The sequence below is a fragment of the Mycobacterium sp. OAE908 genome, assembly GCF_017872775.1.
In the GTDB taxonomy this organism is placed as follows: domain Bacteria; phylum Actinomycetota; class Actinomycetes; order Mycobacteriales; family Mycobacteriaceae; genus Mycobacterium.
Window position 1 is genome coordinate 1,156,275 of sequence record NZ_JAGGJL010000002.1, and the last position, 15,715, is coordinate 1,171,989.

The window sequence follows — 15,715 nt, forward strand, 5'->3', positions numbered from 1 at the left end:
TGTGGCAGGCTCGCGCTGTGGACCTGCCCACACCGGATCCCGACCTTCCCCACCTGGCAGACGTTGTGCCATCGGTGCTGGCGGCGATGGGCGTCGCGGGATTCGACGGCTCGATCCCACTGCCTGGTGAGGTGGCAGGCGCGTGCGTGCTGCTCGTCGACGGACTGGGCGCCGAACTGCTGGACACCTATGCCGCAGACGCACTTGTCCTGGCTGCTCTGCGGGGGCGGACACTTCAAGTCGGATTCCCGTCCACGACCGCGTCCGGGCTGGCGGCCGTTGGCACCGGCGCTCGCTCGGGCGAGCACGGGATGGTCGGGCTCTCGTTTCGGCTGCCCGGTACCGACGTGATCAACGCCCTCGGCTGGCGACCGCATCCGACCGGGCGTGATCTGCGTGAGAAATTCCCGCCTGAGCAGGTCCAACCAAAGCCGACGACGTTCGAGCGGGCCGCCGCGACCGGGATCGCGGTCAGCGTCATTTCCGGCTCGGAATTCAGCGGCTCCGGGCTGACCCGGGCCGTGCTGCGCGGCGGCCGTTATGTCGGCGTGCACGCACTGGGCGATTTGGCCGCCTGCGTGCGCTCCGCGGTCGCCGACGGCGGCTTCTGCTACGGCTATCACTCGGAGCTAGACCTGCTCGGACACGTCTACGGCCCCGGCTCGCCGGCATGGCGGATGCAGCTGCGCCAGGTGGACCGGCTGGTGGAGTCGATCGTGGAGGGACTGCCGCGCGGCGGTTTGCTCGCAGTCGTCGCCGACCACGGAATGGTGTCGATCGACGCTTCGGAGGTTGTCGATGTCGACGCCTGCGAGCCGATGCTGGACGGGGTCGACGCGATCGCCGGCGAGCCGCGCGCTCGACACGTTTACGTTGCCGATGGGGCGGCGGACGCGGTGCTCTCCGCGTGGCGAGAGACGTTGGGACAGCGGGCATGGGTGGCGTCCCGCGACGAAGCGATCGCCGCGGGATGGTTCGGCGACAGAGTCGGCGCCGCCGCGCGGTTCCGCATCGGCGACGTTGTCGCCGCAGCGCGTGGCACCGCGGGCGTCATGCGGCGGACCGCGGAGCCACTGTTGTCGGCACTGATTGGTCAGCATGGTTCGCTGACGACGGCCGAGCAGCGCGTGCCTCTGCTACTTGCGTACAACGACCAGTAAATCTGCTGCAGCGCAGTAGGTTTCGCTTACAGCGGGATGTATTCGGCTGTGCAACAGCACGTTTGAATACGAATACATCGAATTGACAATGTAAATGTCTGGTATTGGCCCATTCCCAGTCTTTGACCGGGAAGCTGTCAGGCGCACTGCGATACCTGCGGTATCGCTGGTGTACCGCTAGATCGCGATTTCAAACGACTTTCGGCTGTGGCCCAGGCCACATTTTTCGATCTTGAAATGTGATACCGGCCACTCATCAGCCGTGTTCGACGTACCTCTTCCGATGCGCATCGACTACGAATTCGCAACGCTTGCACATCTATATGTCTGTCGCACAAAGGTGATTGCGCGTGTAACTACCTGCGACTACCAGCATGTTCGTATGAAATCTGAAGCGGCGCTGTCGGATTGGTTCACTTGGCAGTCCGTGACATTTCGTGAACTGGCCCGCTCCAACTGCGAGTTGTGAAGGGCATCACAGATTTTGGTGCGTTACAAAAACCTCTAGTAGCGTCCGGCCGCATGTTTGCTACCGTAACGCTGTTGACGCTTGTGAGCTCGGTTTCGGGCACACCGTACATCTCCGGCGGAGACTCGCCCAGGGGCACGGACTGCTCGGGCTTGGTTTCGTGGGTCGCTAATGCGGCAACTGGTCGGCCGATCTACGGCGACCGGTTCAACACCGGCAACATCGAGAGGGCTCTGCTCGCGCGCGGCTTCAAGTACGGCACGCAGCCCGGCGCCCTCAACGTCGGCTGGAACGGCGGGCACACCGCCGCCACGCTGCCCGACGGCACCCCTGTCTCCTCCGGTGAGGGCGGCGGCGTGCGGATCGGCGGCGGTGGCGCGTTCCAGGGACAGTTCAGCCACCACATGTATCTGCCGGTCGCTCCCGAAGACGCCCCGCCCGCGCCGGACGCGATGGCCGCCCCCGATGGCATGCCTTTCATGCCGCCCTCGCCCGAGATGGTGCCGCCGCCCGCCCCAGAGGCTCCGGTCGTGTTGATGGCCCAGGAGGCCCCGGCTCCTGAGATGGCACCGCCTCCCCCGGCCGACCCGTTCGCGCCGCCGCCGCCCGCCGATCCCTCCGCGCCGCCGCCCGCCGATCTGCCGCCGGCCTGACGCAGTACTCGGCGTTCGTGACGGTTTCCGCCCTCGGCTACCGTCTCGACCGTGATCGTGCTGCTGCCCCCCTCCGAGACCAAGCACGTCGGGGGTGACGGCCCGCCCCTGCGGCTGGAGACGCTCAGTGCGCCCGAACTCGGGCCATTGCGTGAAGCGCTGATCGACGAACTCGTCGTGCTGGCAGCCGACCATGACGCCTGCCGTCGGGCGCTCGGCATCTCCGCGTCGCAGCACGCCGAGATCGAGCGCAACGCCGTGCTGCGCACTGCGCCGACGATGCCCGCGATCAGTCGCTACACCGGCGTGCTCTACGACGCACTGGATATCGGATCACTGCGTGGTGCCGCTGCGGCCCGTGCCCGAACTCGACTCGCGGTCGGTTCTGCGTTGTTCGGACTACTGCGCGCGGATGATCCAGTGCCCGCCTATCGGCTTTCGGCGACATCGAAGCTGCCAGGGCAGCCGACGCTGGCCGCGCGATGGCGACCCGTGCTCGAGCCGGTGCTCGCGCGCCTTGCGTCTGCTGAGCTCGTCGTCGATCTGCGGTCCGGTTCGTATGCCGCGCTCGGCCGCTTGCCCGGTGCTGTCAAGGTCGACGTGCTGGCCGAGCGTGCCGACGGCTCGCGCAGCGTGGTGAGCCATTTCAACAAGGCGCACAAGGGCCGACTGGCCCGCGCATTGGCGACGACCAAGTCCGAGCCCGACGACGCAGCGCAGGTGGCCGCCGTCGCTCGGCGAGCCGGAATGCGGGTTGAGCGTCAGGGCAACGAGCTCACCGTAGTCATCCCCGGATAGCCTGCACCAGCACCACCACCGTGTCAGCGCCAGCGCGACGGTCTGCCGAAATACGTTGGTAGTCAGGCGATTCTGCCCACTCGCGAAACGCCTCCTCGTGCGGGAAGCTCATCAACACGACCTTTTCCCGGTCCCAATCGCCTTCGATGACCTGTGGCGCCTCGTCGGCCGCAAGTAGTGTTCCCGAGTAGCGCAGGAAGACCTCCATGAACGCCGCCTGGTAGCGGTCGTAGGCATCGCGATCAGTGAACTTCAGCGCAGCCATGGCATAGACGGTCACCCCGATACCGTAACCACACTTGCGACCCCGTCAAAGCGTAGCTAGCAAATTACGCAGTGAATCAACAAGATTCGCGCCTGCCGAATACCGGGTGGCCTTGGCATTCCCTATAAGCCTTGTCGTGCAGAATGTTCCGCACAACCAGTGCACGAAGTTGCATGACGGGAGCGACCTTGGTCACCAGCTCGGGGTATCTGACACGCACTTCCCGAACCCGCGGCCGACACCGAAAGCAGCCTCCTCCCGGTCGACATCTACTGCGTAAGCGACTGGCGCTCGGCGGATCGGCGGTCCTGCTCGCGACGCTGATCGTCTCGGTCGGCGCCGTCGTGAAGTGGGCAGCTCCCGGGACGGTCACCCCGCCGAGCGCCTTGCCTTCGACGACCGTGCCCGCCGACCCGCCGCCACCGGCGGCCGAACCGCCCAGCCCGCCGATCCAACCGCCCGCAACGCGAGTCCGGTTCGCTGTCGACGACAGAGGCTTCGTCAACACCGGTGCGCGATGCGATGGAAACCAAACCGCGATCGCGATCGGCCGAACGCCGGGTTCGCTTGTGGTGATCTGTGGCGACAGCGAGGGTCGCTACGGCTACCGGGGCATGCGGCTCAGCGATGATGCGGTACTCAAGACCGCTGCTCATACCACTCCGACCCACGAGTTCATTGCGCAGAACGCGAGCGTCACCTACTCGATTTCACCGGCCGAGTTGCGCATCACCGCCGGCGGCGCGGTACTCAGGCAGGAGCCGATGGTCGACTACCGCGGGCCGCGAGGCTAGATCGGCACGATGAAGTCGGACGTGTAGAACTCGTCGGGTGTCTGCGACAGATAGCCAGGTCTACTGACGTACATCCACGCGCCCGTGGCGCCAGAGGCAATCGGTCCGCGAAGAGTCACGCTGCCGTTGCCCAAGTCATCGGCGGTGAGCACACCAGAGATCACGCCCGGATCGCCGGGATTGCAGCCCACAGCCGACGAGTGCGGCATCTCGACCAACCCCACGACATAAACCGTGCCGGGGATCGCCCTGATGACCTGCACGTCGGCGATCACCTCGGAGCCCGTGGTGCGCACCACGGCGCTCGATCCCGCATATCCGGTGGGCCCGATGTGCGTCTTGGTACTGAAGTCGCACCGCCTGAAAATCTGGGTGAATGCGACGAAGGTTCCGCCCCCGGCTGTCCCCCCGGCGCCGGTCGGGCCGTCGGCGGCCGCGGTCCCGGTTCCAATCGTCAAAACCGCCGGCATCGCCACAACCATTGCGGCCAAAACGCGGCGAACTCGCTGACGCCTCATTGCGCCCCCCATGGTCTGTGTCCAGGTGCCACCGACATTAATAATTAACGCGGAGTTCGACTGGCAAAACCGCCGATCCGCTCGCGTACCGTCGAAGGCATGACGGTGTTGCCGGACCTCGGTGTTGTCCGCGAGACCCTGGGCCGCAGCTTGTTCGGCATGGTTGCCGGGCCGGACGGGCCGGCCAACCGCGCGCGCATCCACCAGAGCCCGGGCCCGCGCTGGTTCGGCGAAGACCGTCCGATTCGCCACGTGCACGCCGACGCCTCGATGTTCGTCGGCGGCCTGCGAGCGCTGCTCCTGCAGTCACTGCATCCGCTGGCGATGGCTGGCGTCGCAGAACATTCCGATTACCGCGGTGATCCGTGGGGTCGGCTCCAGCGCACCAGCACGTTCCTCGCGGTGACGACATTCGGCCCCGCTGCCGACGCACAGCGTGCGGTCGACAAGGTGCGCGGAATCCACCAGCGCGTCCATGGCATCGCGCCCGACGGCAGGCCTTACCGCGCTACGGATCCGCACTTGCTCGAATGGGTGCACGTCGCCGAGGTCGACAGCTTCCTTCTGGCGCACCGGCTCTACGGCGCCCATCCGCTCGACCAAGGCGGCCGCGACGGGTACGTGGCCGACACCGCCCGCGTCGCAGCGGCGCTCGGGGTGGTCGACCCACCGGTGACGGAACGGGAACTGCACGAACGGATTCAGGCGTTCCGGCCCGAGTTGGCCGGCACCGCGGCGGCGCGCGACGCCGCGCGGTTCCTGTTGTTGACTCCCCCGCTGCCGATCGCGGCACGGGCGCCGTACGGGCTGTTGGCCGCGGCGTCGGTGTCGATGTTGCCGTCGTGGGCGCGAATGCCGTTGCTGCTGCCCTATTTTCCGCCAGTCGAGGCCACAGTCATCCGGATCGCGGGACGGGTGGTTGTCGGCGGTATCCGATGGGCGATGACCGCGGGCGCTGACTCGGCTCAGTCGTGACACTCGAGGACATCGAAGGCGCCATCGGCATATTGCGACCGGACGACTTTCTTGTCAAACTTGCCAACGCTCGTCTTCGGCACTTCATCGATGAACGTCCAGCGCTCGGGCAGCCAGAACCGGGCGACCTTGTCGCACAGATGCTTTCGTAGTTCCTGAACGGTTACCGTCGCGTCCTTCTTGACGACAACCGCGGCCAACGGCCGCTCCTGCCACCGATCATCTGGCACCGCAACCACGGCGGCCTCCAGCACCGCCGGATGGTCCATCAGCAGCAGCTCCAACTCGACTGATGAAATCCACTCACCACCGGACTTGATGACGTCCTTGGCGCGATCCGTCAACGTGATGAAACCCTGCGGATCGATCCGGCCGACATCGCCCGTGCGAAGCCAGCCGTCGTCGAACTTCGACGGATCGGCGTTCTGATAATAGGAAGCCGTGATCCACGGCCCCCGAATCTCGATCTCGCCCACGGCCTTACCGTCGTTGGGTAGCACGCAGCCCGCATCGTCGACGAGGCGAACCTCGACCCCCGAGACCACCCGGCCCGCGGTGGCACGCAACGTCCAGTGGTCCTCCCCGGTGACCTCCGGCGGCGGGGTCGCCAACGCCGCCAGCGGGGACGTCTCCGTCATCCCCCAGGCCTGGCGGATGTGCACGCCGTAGGTCTGCTCGTAGGTCTTCATCATCCCCAGCGGCACGGCGGAGCCTCCGCACGCCACCAACCGCAGCGACGAGATGTCGTGGCCTGGATTGGCATTCAGGTATTGCAGCACGTCGTTCCAGATCGTCGGAACCGCCGTGGCCACGGTGGGACGGCGTTGTTCGATCATGTTGACCAGCGCGTCCGCCTGCAGGAAACGGTTCGGCAACAACAGGTCGGCCCCCGCCATCACCGCCGCATACGGCTGGCCCCACGCATTGGCGTGGAACATGTTCGCGATCGGCAGCACGCGGTCGCCGTCACGCAAGCCGAAACCGTTGGCCGAGCACACCGACATGGAATGCAGGTAGTTCGACCGGTGGCTGTAGACCACGCCTTTCGGGTTTCCGGTTGTGCCGCTGGTGTAACACATTGCGGCGGCGCTTCTTTCGTCTAGTTCGGGCCAGCTGTATTCGAGTGGCTGTCCGTCCAGCAGGTCGTCGTAACGGACGACCGTGATCCCGGGGGCGGACAGAGGCGCGACATCCCCGTCCCCGACAGCGACGACTGTGCGCACCGTGCTCAGCAGCGGCAATATCGGACCCAGCACTGCCGCCAGCGACATGTCGACCAGCACAACGCGGTCCTCGGCCTGATTGGCGATGAACGCGACGTGTTCGGCGGTCAGCCGGACGTTCAGCGTATGCAGCACTGCCCCCATGCACGGGGCGGCGAAGTACGCCTCCAAGTGCTCCTGGTCGTTCCACATGAACGTCGCGACGCGATCGCCTTGGGCCACGCCGAGCTGACGCAGTCCGTGAGCAAGCTGGGCCACCCGCGTGCCGAACTCGCCGTAGCTGATGTCTCGATATCCGTCGGCAGTGACCGTCGTGACCCGTCGATTCGAGTACCACCCTGTGCCGTGCCGCAGAATCCCTGTCACGGTAAGCGGAAAGTCTTGCATTGTGCTCTGCATGTGCACACCCCCGTGGCAATGATTGTCGATCGGCCAGCCAATCGGCAAGAATCCGCTAAACAGGCGATAACCACTAGCATCGCGTGACATGGCGTACCCCAGCTATCCGCCGCCCCCGCCGCCGAAACCGCCGATCGCGACCACTGATCTGTGGGTCTCGATCGGAGCATTGGTTCTCACCGTGGCGTTCGGGTTGGTCGCCGCGTTCATGGGGCTGTTCTCGCTCGCATTCCTGGATTACTGCCCGCCGGAAAGCTGTAGTGCGGAGGGCGCGGCCACCGCGGTCGGGACCGCACTGCTCGCCGCGCTCGGAATCGGAATCGTCGGCCTGGTGGTCTCGGTGATTCAGCTGTATCGACGCAAAGCGGCATGGCCGTTCGCCGTCGGCACCCTGGTGTTGTGTGTGGTGGCCGTCGGCCTGGGGGTCGTCGGGTACACCATGGCCGTCGGATAGCGCGTGTCGGGCCAAACCGGCCCGCAGGCACGGCCTTTTCACCTACGGTTGCCAAGGTGGAACCAGACCATTTAAAGGCCCCTGAGCTGGTGCCCGTTGAGGCGCTGCGCTCGGGGGAACACGTCACCGACGTCAACGGTGGCGGTGCGCATTACATCGTTCTGGAGTCCAAGGTCCTCGGCGGCGGTTGCGTCGTCCTGGAACTGGAATCAAAGGCCAACGACCAGCTTCGGGTCATCGAGATGTCGTTTCCCGCCGGCTATGAAATGGGAAGGTCACCCCGCCGCCCCATCCTGTGACCGCTCAGGCGGAGGCATCCGTCGATTGATTGTGCGTATTCATACGCCGCTTTCGGTGTGTTGAGTATGAAATCGCACAGTCGTCGCTGTCAGCCCTGGAACTGGCTTCGAGTTGCCGCGACCTGAAGCCCGTTGAATGATCCGTCCCAATGAACACCACCGATGCCTTCGCACTCGCCGATGTCGACGCCATCGGCCAGGGGCAGTTGGTCGCCTCGGGCGAACTGACCGCGACGGAACTACTCGAGGCAGCGATTCTGCGCCTCGAATCCACGCGGCACCTGAACGCCGTCATCGCCGACCTGTTCGATCGCGGTCGGCAGCAGGCCGCGACATTGACTGCTTCCGGTCCGCTCGCCGGAGTTCCCTTCCTACTCAAGGATCTTGGAGCCTCGCTTGCCGGTGCGCCAGAGGCGATGGGCTCACGGGCACTGCGCACCCACGTGGCGGCCGACTCGGCGTGGATCGTCGATCGCTATCTCGCGGCCGGACTCGTCGTGTTCGGCAAGACCAACACACCCGAATGGGGCAATCACTGCACGACCGAGCCCTCATTGTTCGGGCCGACGGTGAACCCGTGGTCGCCGTCGATCACACCCGGTGGGTCCAGTGGCGGATCGGCCGCCGCGGTGGCGGCCGGGGTCGTCCCCGCGGCCTCGGGCGGTGACGGCACCGGTTCTATCCGCGTGCCCGCATCGTGTTGTGGCCTCGTAGGCCTCAAGCCGCGACGCGGCCGTACCTCCTTCGCGCCCAGCGCCGGCCACGGACTGGAGGGGTTGGTCAATGAGCACGCGCTGACCCGCACCGTACGAGACAGCGCCGCGCTGTTGGACACCGTCGCGGGGTCGGCGCCTGGTGACCCGTACACCGCACCTGCGCCCAAAACACCGTTCCTGCAAGCCATTACGCAGGAACCTGCACCCGTGCGCATCCTCATCGCGACCGCATCGCCGTTCCCCGGTCCGGTCACCGACCCCGCGGTCGTGGCGGCCGTCGAACAGACGGGCAAGGCTCTCGAAGGCCTCGGACACATCGTCGAGTCGGGCGCGCCAACTGTCGACGCCGAGGCCGTCGCCGACGCGATCGCCGTACTGCACAACGTCAGCAATGCCCAACTGCACGCGTTGGCGACGGCCCATCTCGGGCGCGAACCGCATGAAGACGAGTTCGAACCGAGCACCTGGGTGATGGTCCGCGAGGGCTTCACCACGACCGGTCTCGCATACGCCGAGGCGATCGGCGCGGTGCACGCACAGACGCGCCGGTTCGCTGCGGGAATGACCGGACACGACGTGCTGCTCGTGCCCACGCTGTTGACGCCGCCGCCGCCCTACCGACTGCTGGACCAACCGCGCGGTACCACGCGCGCGTTCTTCGATGTCGAGTTCGCGACCACCGGCTGGACATCGCTGGCGAATGTCACGGGCTGGGCCGCGATCTCGTTGCCGCTGGGCGTCACGGGAGATGGCCTGCCTATCGGGGTGCAGTTGATGGCTCCCGACGAGACGATCCTGCTTCAGCTCGCCGCGCAGCTGGAAACCGCGACGCCATGGTTACAACGGCGGCCAAGAATGTAATGTCGCTGCATGGTGCGCGACATTCGTGAGCTGACCGATTCGCCAGAGGCCTATGCCGACGAGCTGCGCCGGCGGTGGGGCGGGCTGCTGAGCTACCGCTATATCGGCCGTAGTTATGCACAGATGGACCTCGGGCCGGAGGACAACACCGTCACGATCCGCCGCGACATGCGCAACGGCGCGGGCGGACTGCTGCTGGCCGTGCTGGGCATCGCCTCGCCCGAAGGCGGCCACATGTCCGATCTCGAGGCGGTGCCGAACCCCGTCATCCATTCCTGCCAGATCCTCGACCCCGGCCGCGACGTGCAGCGAATCGAAATGGTGTCCGAGGACCTCAAGCGCGGCCGCCAGATGGGCTACAGCAGGACGAAGATCGTCGACGCCGACCGACCCGACCGCGTGCTGGCGCTGACCCAGGGCCAGGGCATCAGCATCGGCACACCGCCCGACGGCCTGGAGAAGATGGCGGCCAATCCGCTCGAGGTCGTCGACTCCCCCGACCTGCCGCCACTGTGGCAGGTGTTCGGCGGTCATCGCCGCCCCGACGGTCGCTGGGCTTTGCCCGAACTCGCCGTCGAGGTGGCCTCGCCCGACGCCGCACTGCACATCGGGCCGCAGTTCGTCATCCTCGAAACCGCCGCCATGGAAGCTGCAGCCGCGGCGACTAAAGGCACCGACCGCATCCAGGGGGTTTCGTCGCACGTGATGTTCATGGCACGCGCCAAGACGGGTCCGTTTCGCGTAGAGGCCGAACCGATACGCGGCGCCGACGGCACGGTCGCAGTCCGCACCGTCATGTACGACGAGGGCAACGGCGACCGCGTCACGACCGTGGGGTCGTATCTGCTGCGATCGGCGCAATGAGACACTTTCGGCATGGCTGTCGCAATTGCCCGTCCGAAGCTGGAAGGCACCATCGCCGTCGGCGATGACCGTCAGATCGGGTTTGCTGAGTTCGGCGACCCGCAGGGCCGCGCGGTGTTCTGGCTGCACGGCACGCCGGGCGCCCGCAGGCAGATCCCGGTGGAGGCGCGTGTCTACGCCGAGCAGCGGCAGATCCGGCTGATCGGGGTCGACCGGCCGGGCATCGGCTCGTCCACGCCTTATCAGTACGACACGATCTTCGCGTTCGCCGAGGACCTGCGCACCATCGCCGACACGCTGGGCATCGACAGGTTCGAGGTCATCGGCCTCTCCGGCGGCGGTCCCTACACGCTGGCGTGTGCAGCGGCGATGCCCGACCGAGTGGTGGCCGCCGGGGTACTCGGAGGGGTGGCTCCGGTGCGCGGTGTCGACGCCATCAGCGGCGGCATCTCGACACTGATCTCGGCCGCGGCGCCGGTGGTCCAGATCGCGGGCGCGCCGCTGCGGCTGGCCGCGAGCACCTTGATCCGGCTGATCCGGCCCGTCGCCGAGCCGGCGCTTTATGCATATGCCGCCATCTCGCCTGCGGCCGACCGTCAACTGTTGGTCCGTCCCGAGTTCCGGGCGATGTTCCTGGACGACCTGCTCAACGGCAGCCGCAAGCAACTCGCCGCGCCGTTCGCCGACGTGGTGGTGTTCGCCCGCGATTGGGGTTTCCGGCTCGACGAGGTGAAGGTGCCGGTGCGCTGGTGGCACGGCGACCGCGACCACATCGTCCCGTTCGAGCACGGGCAGCACGTGGTGTCCCGGCTGCCCGATGCGCAGCTGACCCATCTGCCAGGGGAAAGCCACCTGGCCGGCTTAGGTCGGGCCGAGGAGATCCTCGACTCCATGCTCGGGTTGTGGGACCGCATAGACCAGAAGTGACCGCAGCCGCGCGATGACCGACGGGAGTCCGGTGTCGCTCATACTGAATGCGCTGACCGCCGGTGTCGTAGCCGTGACGAGCCGGCTCAGCACGTGCCCTGGCGGCATCTCGACGGTCGCGACGACTCCGAGCTCCGGCAGCAGCCGCACGATGTCGAACCACCGCACCGGATGGGCGACAGCCGCGGCGAGGTCGTCGAGCACCGCAGCGGAGTCGTTGCGAATCCTTCGGGCGCCGACGTTCGTCACGTAGGCCACTTGCTGCTCGCGCCGGGGAATGGTCGAAAGATATTGGCCGACAACACGTGCGGTGCCGCCTTGCAGTGACCCGTGTGATGCGACGGCGACGTCGAGCATTTCGAAACGGCGCGCGCCGGCCCGCTCCGCCGCCCGTCGTGCGAGCTCCAGCGCGTCGACCGTCCCGCCGAGCACCGCCTGGTCGGCGGCGTTGACGTTGGCAATCCACAGCTGATCTTCGGCGGCCTTGCCACAGATAAGGTCGCGGACCACACGTAGCCGCAATCCGGTGAGCGCCGCCATCCCCCACTGACCGGACGAGCACGCCTGCGCCATGGCGTCTCCGCGGAGTCGCACCGCCGCAACGGCTTCCGCGAACGTGAGCACCCCGGCCCCGACTGCGGCAGCGAAGGCGCCCACCGAGTGGCCTGCCACAATGTCGGGAGATATGTCGTCATCGAGCGTCCGGGCCGTCGCGACACCCGAGATCAGCAGGGCCAGTTGAGCATTCGTGGTCGACGCCAGCGATGCTGCGGTATCCAGCTCGTCGATCGGGCCGAGCAGCTCTGCCGCTTCTGCCAGCGTTCTTCGCGTTGCTGCGGTGTCCGGCAGGTTTGCGAGCATGCCTGCGTGTTGTGCACCCTGGCCCGGATACAGGAATGCGATCATGACACCAGCCGGTCGAGCCTCATCAACGATGGCCCGTCGTTGGTGCGTACCAGCACCTCGTCGCCCTGTCCGAGAAGGTCGTCGAGCGCGACACCGCCGATCGGCAGATCGAGCTGACAATCGACGCGTGCAGGCAGTTCGCGGAACGCATCCCGAAGATCCGCGAGCAGTGTCAGCGGTGGCACGTCGTCGACTGTGATCACCAGGTCGAGGTCGCTGGCCGCTGTGGCCGCGAAAACCCCTGTCGCCAGGCTGAATCCGACACTTCCGCCGGGACCCCACCGCAACCCGGTCGGTGCCAGCACCGCTGCGGCCCCGCGGAGCGCTTCGGTGACAGGTTGGTCGGGCAGCCGATCGACTCGGTCGACAAGATTCGCGGGAGACTGGACTTCGGTCACCGCGGTCCTTTCGATCAACGTCGCATGTCGCTGTGATCGGGTCGGACCGCGAACACCCACGGGCAGATAGCCGGGCGCGCACCTGGCGCGCCGGACGACAACCCACGGCGCATCCCGTAGCGCGGGCGTCACCCACGCCGGGCCCATCCGGCACAGTCGGGCGACCGAATTGATGCGCACCAGGTCATGCGGGCGCGGTCCGGTCATGGCCGTTCGGTGCTGGGCCACTGCGCGGACATCACGTCGCGGACCGCACGTGACGCCTTACGGTTTGTCAGCGCACCCGGCGAATCAAGGCGGTTCGATAAATCCCGCGGGCCGCTGCGGGCGGCGGCGATCGCGACGTCGACCGCACTGCGCACACTGTCGACGTCCTCTGCGGTGGGCCGCTCAGCGTCGGATACTTTCAACAGTCCGTCGCAGAGTCCCAGCTGCGCCCAGTCCCGAACGTTGTAGCTCAGCGGCACAACCGTTTTGGCGAGCTCGTCGAGTTCGTCCACGGTGCGCAGCGTGATCCGGGCCGCAGCAGCCTTGTGCATCGCATGGATCTCCACACCGGGATCGTCGAGGGCCAGTATCTGCTGAGCTTGCAGGCCATGGGCGAGGAAGCCGCCGGACAGCGCGTGCCCGACCACGATCGCCACCGTCGGGTGGCCGGCGTTGCGAGCCCGGTGATAGGCGTCGACGGCGGTGGCGATGGCTTGGTGCAGACCGGCCATCTCCTCGATGCGACCGTATGCCTGGCTTGGCAGATCTACTACGGCGACGATGGCGCGATTCGTGTTCGACGCGATGACATCGTCGATCGCGGCGGCCAGGGCCCAGGATTCGGTGAGGCCGACCTCGCCGTTGCGGGCACGATGGAATGGGTTGCCCGGATCCGGCACGACCGCCAGGTAGGTGGCATCGGTGGTGTCGGCCCGGAGCACAGAAGGAATGACCGCGACGGGTTCGACACCGGCAAGAGCGGTCAACCACAGCCGACCCCGGCTGGCCGTTGCCGACGGTGTTGCGGCAGCCGCCGGCCCGGCGCCGTCGACCGGCTCGAACGCCGGGCCCCAGAGCTGCCGAAGGTCCTGCGGTGCAGGGGCATTGCGCGGATCGATGCTGGCCAACCGCGAGCCGAGAACGTCGACGCGTTCGCTACGATGGGTTCCCGCGGGTGGCACCCCGGCGGCGACCGCCTCGATGATCGCAGCACGGATCAGGTCGCGATCGTCGTCAACGAGCTTGTCCGCCAAGCCGATTGCGGCCCGCTGTACGCCGCCGTCGATGCTCCAGATCAACGCACGGTCGGCGGCGTCGAATTCGGTGATGCCCGCCTCCTGTTCGATGACGGCGGGCCCGTTGAGCCCGATCCTGCCCTGCGGAGTGATGATCAGCCGCGTGCACAGCCCGGCGGCGATGCTCATGCCGCCGAACGACCCGACCTCGCCGGCCACCAGGCCGATCACCGGAGCCAGCGGCCGCAGATCCAGTACGGCCGAGCAGATTTCGGCGACCGCGTTCAGACCGAGGTTGGCTTCCTGCAGCCGGACCCCACCGGTCTCGAACAACAACACCGCCGCCGTCGGCGTCCCCGCGCGGCTGGACTCGGCCGCCAGTCGCAGAGCCTGGCTGATCTTGGCGCCCGACACCTCACCGGTGCCTCCGCCCTGAAAACCCTGTTCGATCGACGCGACCACGGCGGGTCGGCCGTCGAGGGTGCCGCGGGCGATCACGACGCCGTCGTCAGCCTGCGGCACGATGCCCTGTGGCTCCAGCCACGGTGATTCGATGCGGTCGAACGGACCACACAGCACCGCAACGCTATCCGGGTCGAGCAGCGCACTTGCCCGCTGCAGCGCGTCGCCCTCGAGGAAACTGCGCCGGGCGAGGATCTGCTGCCAGTCCCGCGACGCGACCGATGTCATTGCGCCGCCTCGGCGGCCTGCCGCAGTCGCAACGTGACGACGGCCGGAGTGGCTCCGAAGTCGTTGAGCTCCCAACGCCCGGCGAGTGGGGTGTGAGTGAAGAAGCGTTCAAGCGTTGCGTGCCACACGGTGTCGAAGCCGTCGACGCTGGTGCGAACCCGGACCTCTGCGATGTCGGCGTCGGACGCTTCTTCCAGCAACACTTCCAGGTCACCGGACGCCACGACGCCGATGTGGGTACGCCTGCGCGTGGTTCGGCTGGCCGGGAATTGATACCTCAGCGTTTGCATATCGGTCCTTCCGGCGCCACCGAGTCAAGGAACAACGTCGCGGCGAGCAGATCTGCGCTGCCGCCCATCGACAGACCGCGCCGGTCCGCCGCGCGGCAGAACCGCTCGAGGCGCCGTCTGCCCGCAGGCGTTGCGCAGCCGCCACTGCGGAGCACGCCTGCCGCCGAACGCTGCACGAAGGTCAGGCCGCGCCGACCCCCGCGATGCAGCACGCAGGTGTCATCCAGGCGCGCCATGATCGCCATCAGCGCATTGAGGGCCGCCGCATCATCGGAGATACCGCTGTGTCGACCGCACCGCAGCATCGGCAAGCCACGGGCGACCACGTGTGGAAAACCTTGCTGCGCTTCGCCGGCCGCTCCTGTTGCACCGTAGCGCAACCGCGCGCGCTCGCCATGGGACAGCGAATGTCCGCGCGCGGGATCCGGCAACCGCGCCAGGTGAGCGGCGAAAGCAACGGCGGCGGTGGTGGTTTCTGAACCCGCGACACCCGCGCAGAGCAAGCCGAGCGCCCACAGCGCGCCGCGGTGAGTGTTGACGCCGCCGGTGGTGGCGAGCATGCGGCGCTCACCCGCGCGTCCGATGGCGCCGATGCGCGCCCGTAGGCCGGGCCCGAGCGGCATATCGCGTGCGGCGTCCGCGCACTGCCGCAACGGTTCTCGCAGTGTCTCGGCAGAGCAGGCCAGCAGGGCCAGGCTCATGTCGGGATGGCTGTGGCGGTCGGCCGCGTCGACAAGCCCTGGTTTCGGTGTCAGCAGCGCCTCGGTGCGCAGGGCGTCGACGGCGGTGTCGGCGATCTGTTCGCTGGGCAGACGGACAGCGGTCGTCATCAG

18 protein-coding genes are annotated in these 15,715 nt (G+C 67.1%); 10 read left to right on the forward strand and 8 right to left on the reverse strand.

What is annotated here, in order from left to right; translation table 11 throughout:
• Positions 1–17: 17 nt before the first annotated feature.
• The 3 genes from J3E61_RS30735 to yaaA all read left to right on the forward strand — a co-directional run bounded on the left by J3E61_RS30735 (position 18) and on the right by yaaA (position 3,080).
• Positions 18–1,160, forward strand: a complete 1,143-nt coding sequence (locus J3E61_RS30735; protein ID WP_210086762.1) for an alkaline phosphatase family protein — start codon at positions 18–20, stop codon at positions 1,158–1,160.
• A 522-nt stretch (positions 1,161–1,682) separates the two neighbouring features.
• Complete coding sequence (locus J3E61_RS30740; protein ID WP_192722817.1) at positions 1,683–2,282, forward strand: C40 family peptidase; 600 nt, start codon at positions 1,683–1,685, stop codon at positions 2,280–2,282.
• Between the two features lie 51 nt (positions 2,283–2,333).
• Positions 2,334–3,080: a peroxide stress protein YaaA gene (gene yaaA / locus J3E61_RS30745; RefSeq protein ID WP_192722816.1), complete on the forward strand. Its 747-nt coding sequence runs from the start codon at positions 2,334–2,336 to the stop codon at positions 3,078–3,080.
• Here the strand turns inward: yaaA and J3E61_RS30750 are convergent.
• A complete protein-coding gene (locus tag J3E61_RS30750) occupies positions 3,067–3,360 on the reverse strand; it encodes a DUF1330 domain-containing protein (RefSeq protein ID WP_192722815.1) in 294 nt (97 codons plus the stop codon). The two genes, yaaA and J3E61_RS30750, sit on opposite strands and share 14 nt — an antisense overlap.
• Positions 3,361–3,518: 158 nt before the next feature.
• On the opposite strand from J3E61_RS30750, the gene J3E61_RS30755 reads away from it, so the two are divergent.
• A complete protein-coding gene (locus tag J3E61_RS30755; RefSeq protein WP_192722814.1) occupies positions 3,519–4,139 on the forward strand; it encodes a hypothetical protein in 621 nt (206 codons plus the stop codon).
• On the opposite strand, the gene J3E61_RS30760 is transcribed toward J3E61_RS30755, so the two are convergent.
• On the reverse strand, positions 4,136–4,591 hold the full coding sequence (locus J3E61_RS30760) for a hypothetical protein (protein ID WP_192723852.1): 456 nt from the start codon (positions 4,589–4,591) through the stop codon (positions 4,136–4,138). The genes J3E61_RS30755 and J3E61_RS30760 overlap by 4 nt on opposite strands.
• A 165-nt stretch (positions 4,592–4,756) precedes the next feature.
• On the opposite strand from J3E61_RS30760, the gene J3E61_RS30765 reads away from it, so the two are divergent.
• The gene (locus tag J3E61_RS30765; protein WP_192722813.1) at positions 4,757–5,632 is read left to right on the forward strand and encodes a DUF2236 domain-containing protein; all 876 of its coding nucleotides are present in this window, start codon (positions 4,757–4,759) and stop codon (positions 5,630–5,632) included.
• Here the strand turns inward: J3E61_RS30765 and J3E61_RS30770 are convergent.
• A complete protein-coding gene (locus tag J3E61_RS30770; RefSeq protein ID WP_210086453.1) occupies positions 5,623–7,254 on the reverse strand; it encodes a fatty acid--CoA ligase in 1,632 nt (543 codons plus the stop codon). The genes J3E61_RS30765 and J3E61_RS30770 overlap by 10 nt on opposite strands.
• A gap of 88 nt (positions 7,255–7,342) precedes the next feature.
• Between J3E61_RS30770 and J3E61_RS30775 the strand changes: the two genes are divergently transcribed.
• The 5 genes from J3E61_RS30775 (at position 7,343) to J3E61_RS30795 (ending at position 11,375) form a co-directional block, all read left to right on the forward strand.
• The gene (locus J3E61_RS30775) at positions 7,343–7,708 is read left to right on the forward strand and encodes a hypothetical protein (RefSeq protein WP_210086454.1); all 366 of its coding nucleotides are present in this window, start codon (positions 7,343–7,345) and stop codon (positions 7,706–7,708) included.
• Positions 7,709–7,764: 56 nt separating this feature from the next.
• On the forward strand, positions 7,765–8,007 hold the full coding sequence (locus J3E61_RS30780; RefSeq protein WP_192722810.1) for a hypothetical protein: 243 nt from the start codon (positions 7,765–7,767) through the stop codon (positions 8,005–8,007).
• A 149-nt stretch (positions 8,008–8,156) separates the two neighbouring features.
• On the forward strand, positions 8,157–9,584 hold the full coding sequence (locus J3E61_RS30785; protein ID WP_210086455.1) for an amidase: 1,428 nt from the start codon (positions 8,157–8,159) through the stop codon (positions 9,582–9,584).
• Positions 9,585–9,593: 9 nt separating this feature from the next.
• Entirely contained in the window at positions 9,594–10,448 is an 855-nt protein-coding gene (locus J3E61_RS30790; RefSeq protein WP_210086456.1) for a hypothetical protein, read from the forward strand.
• Between the two features lie 12 nt (positions 10,449–10,460).
• On the forward strand, positions 10,461–11,375 hold the full coding sequence (locus tag J3E61_RS30795) for an alpha/beta hydrolase (protein ID WP_210086457.1): 915 nt from the start codon (positions 10,461–10,463) through the stop codon (positions 11,373–11,375).
• On the opposite strand, the gene J3E61_RS30800 is transcribed toward J3E61_RS30795, so the two are convergent.
• From J3E61_RS30800 to mdcB, 5 genes are read right to left on the reverse strand one after another with little or no spacing between them, the layout of a single operon-like run.
• Entirely contained in the window at positions 11,310–12,281 is a 972-nt protein-coding gene (locus J3E61_RS30800) for an acyltransferase domain-containing protein (protein ID WP_210086458.1), read from the reverse strand. The two genes, J3E61_RS30795 and J3E61_RS30800, sit on opposite strands and share 66 nt — an antisense overlap.
• Positions 12,278–12,886 carry a malonate decarboxylase holo-ACP synthase gene (locus J3E61_RS30805; protein ID WP_210086459.1) on the reverse strand — a complete coding sequence of 203 codons (609 nt, stop codon included), beginning with the start codon at positions 12,884–12,886 and terminating at the stop codon, positions 12,278–12,280. The genes J3E61_RS30800 and J3E61_RS30805 overlap by 4 nt, the downstream gene beginning before the upstream one ends.
• Positions 12,883–14,592: a biotin-independent malonate decarboxylase subunit beta gene (gene mdcD / locus J3E61_RS30810; RefSeq protein WP_210086460.1), complete on the reverse strand. Its 1,710-nt coding sequence runs from the start codon at positions 14,590–14,592 to the stop codon at positions 12,883–12,885. The genes J3E61_RS30805 and mdcD overlap by 4 nt, the downstream gene beginning before the upstream one ends.
• Positions 14,589–14,882, reverse strand: a complete 294-nt coding sequence (mdcC, locus tag J3E61_RS30815) for a malonate decarboxylase acyl carrier protein (RefSeq protein ID WP_210086461.1) — start codon at positions 14,880–14,882, stop codon at positions 14,589–14,591. Before mdcC ends, mdcD begins: the two co-directional genes overlap by 4 nt.
• Complete coding sequence (gene mdcB / locus J3E61_RS30820; protein WP_210086462.1) at positions 14,870–15,712, reverse strand: triphosphoribosyl-dephospho-CoA synthase MdcB; 843 nt, start codon at positions 15,710–15,712, stop codon at positions 14,870–14,872. Before mdcB ends, mdcC begins: the two co-directional genes overlap by 13 nt.
• Positions 15,713–15,715: the final 3 nt, after the last annotated feature.

Bases quoted from the DNA above. Each gene is read 5' to 3' on its own strand.
- J3E61_RS30775 (WP_210086454.1), top strand. From the start codon at position 7,343: ATGGCGTACCCCAGCTATCCGCCGCCCCCGCCGCCGAAACCGCCGATC.
- J3E61_RS30765 (WP_192722813.1), top strand. From the start codon at position 4,757: ATGACGGTGTTGCCGGACCTCGGTGTTGTCCGCGAGACCCTGGGCCGC.
- J3E61_RS30770 (WP_210086453.1), bottom strand. From the start codon at position 7,254: ATGCAGAGCACAATGCAAGACTTTCCGCTTACCGTGACAGGGATTCTG.
- J3E61_RS30785 (WP_210086455.1), top strand. From the start codon at position 8,157: ATGAACACCACCGATGCCTTCGCACTCGCCGATGTCGACGCCATCGGC.
- J3E61_RS30800 (WP_210086458.1), bottom strand. From the start codon at position 12,281: ATGATCGCATTCCTGTATCCGGGCCAGGGTGCACAACACGCAGGCATG.
- mdcD (WP_210086460.1), bottom strand. From the start codon at position 14,592: ATGACATCGGTCGCGTCGCGGGACTGGCAGCAGATCCTCGCCCGGCGC.
- J3E61_RS30740 (WP_192722817.1), top strand. From the start codon at position 1,683: ATGTTTGCTACCGTAACGCTGTTGACGCTTGTGAGCTCGGTTTCGGGC.
- mdcB (WP_210086462.1), bottom strand. From the start codon at position 15,712: ATGACGACCGCTGTCCGTCTGCCCAGCGAACAGATCGCCGACACCGCC.
- J3E61_RS30795 (WP_210086457.1), top strand. From the start codon at position 10,461: ATGGCTGTCGCAATTGCCCGTCCGAAGCTGGAAGGCACCATCGCCGTC.
- mdcC (WP_210086461.1), bottom strand. From the start codon at position 14,882: ATGCAAACGCTGAGGTATCAATTCCCGGCCAGCCGAACCACGCGCAGG.
- J3E61_RS30805 (WP_210086459.1), bottom strand. From the start codon at position 12,886: ATGACCGGACCGCGCCCGCATGACCTGGTGCGCATCAATTCGGTCGCC.
- J3E61_RS30790 (WP_210086456.1), top strand. From the start codon at position 9,594: ATGGTGCGCGACATTCGTGAGCTGACCGATTCGCCAGAGGCCTATGCC.
- J3E61_RS30755 (WP_192722814.1), top strand. From the start codon at position 3,519: ATGACGGGAGCGACCTTGGTCACCAGCTCGGGGTATCTGACACGCACT.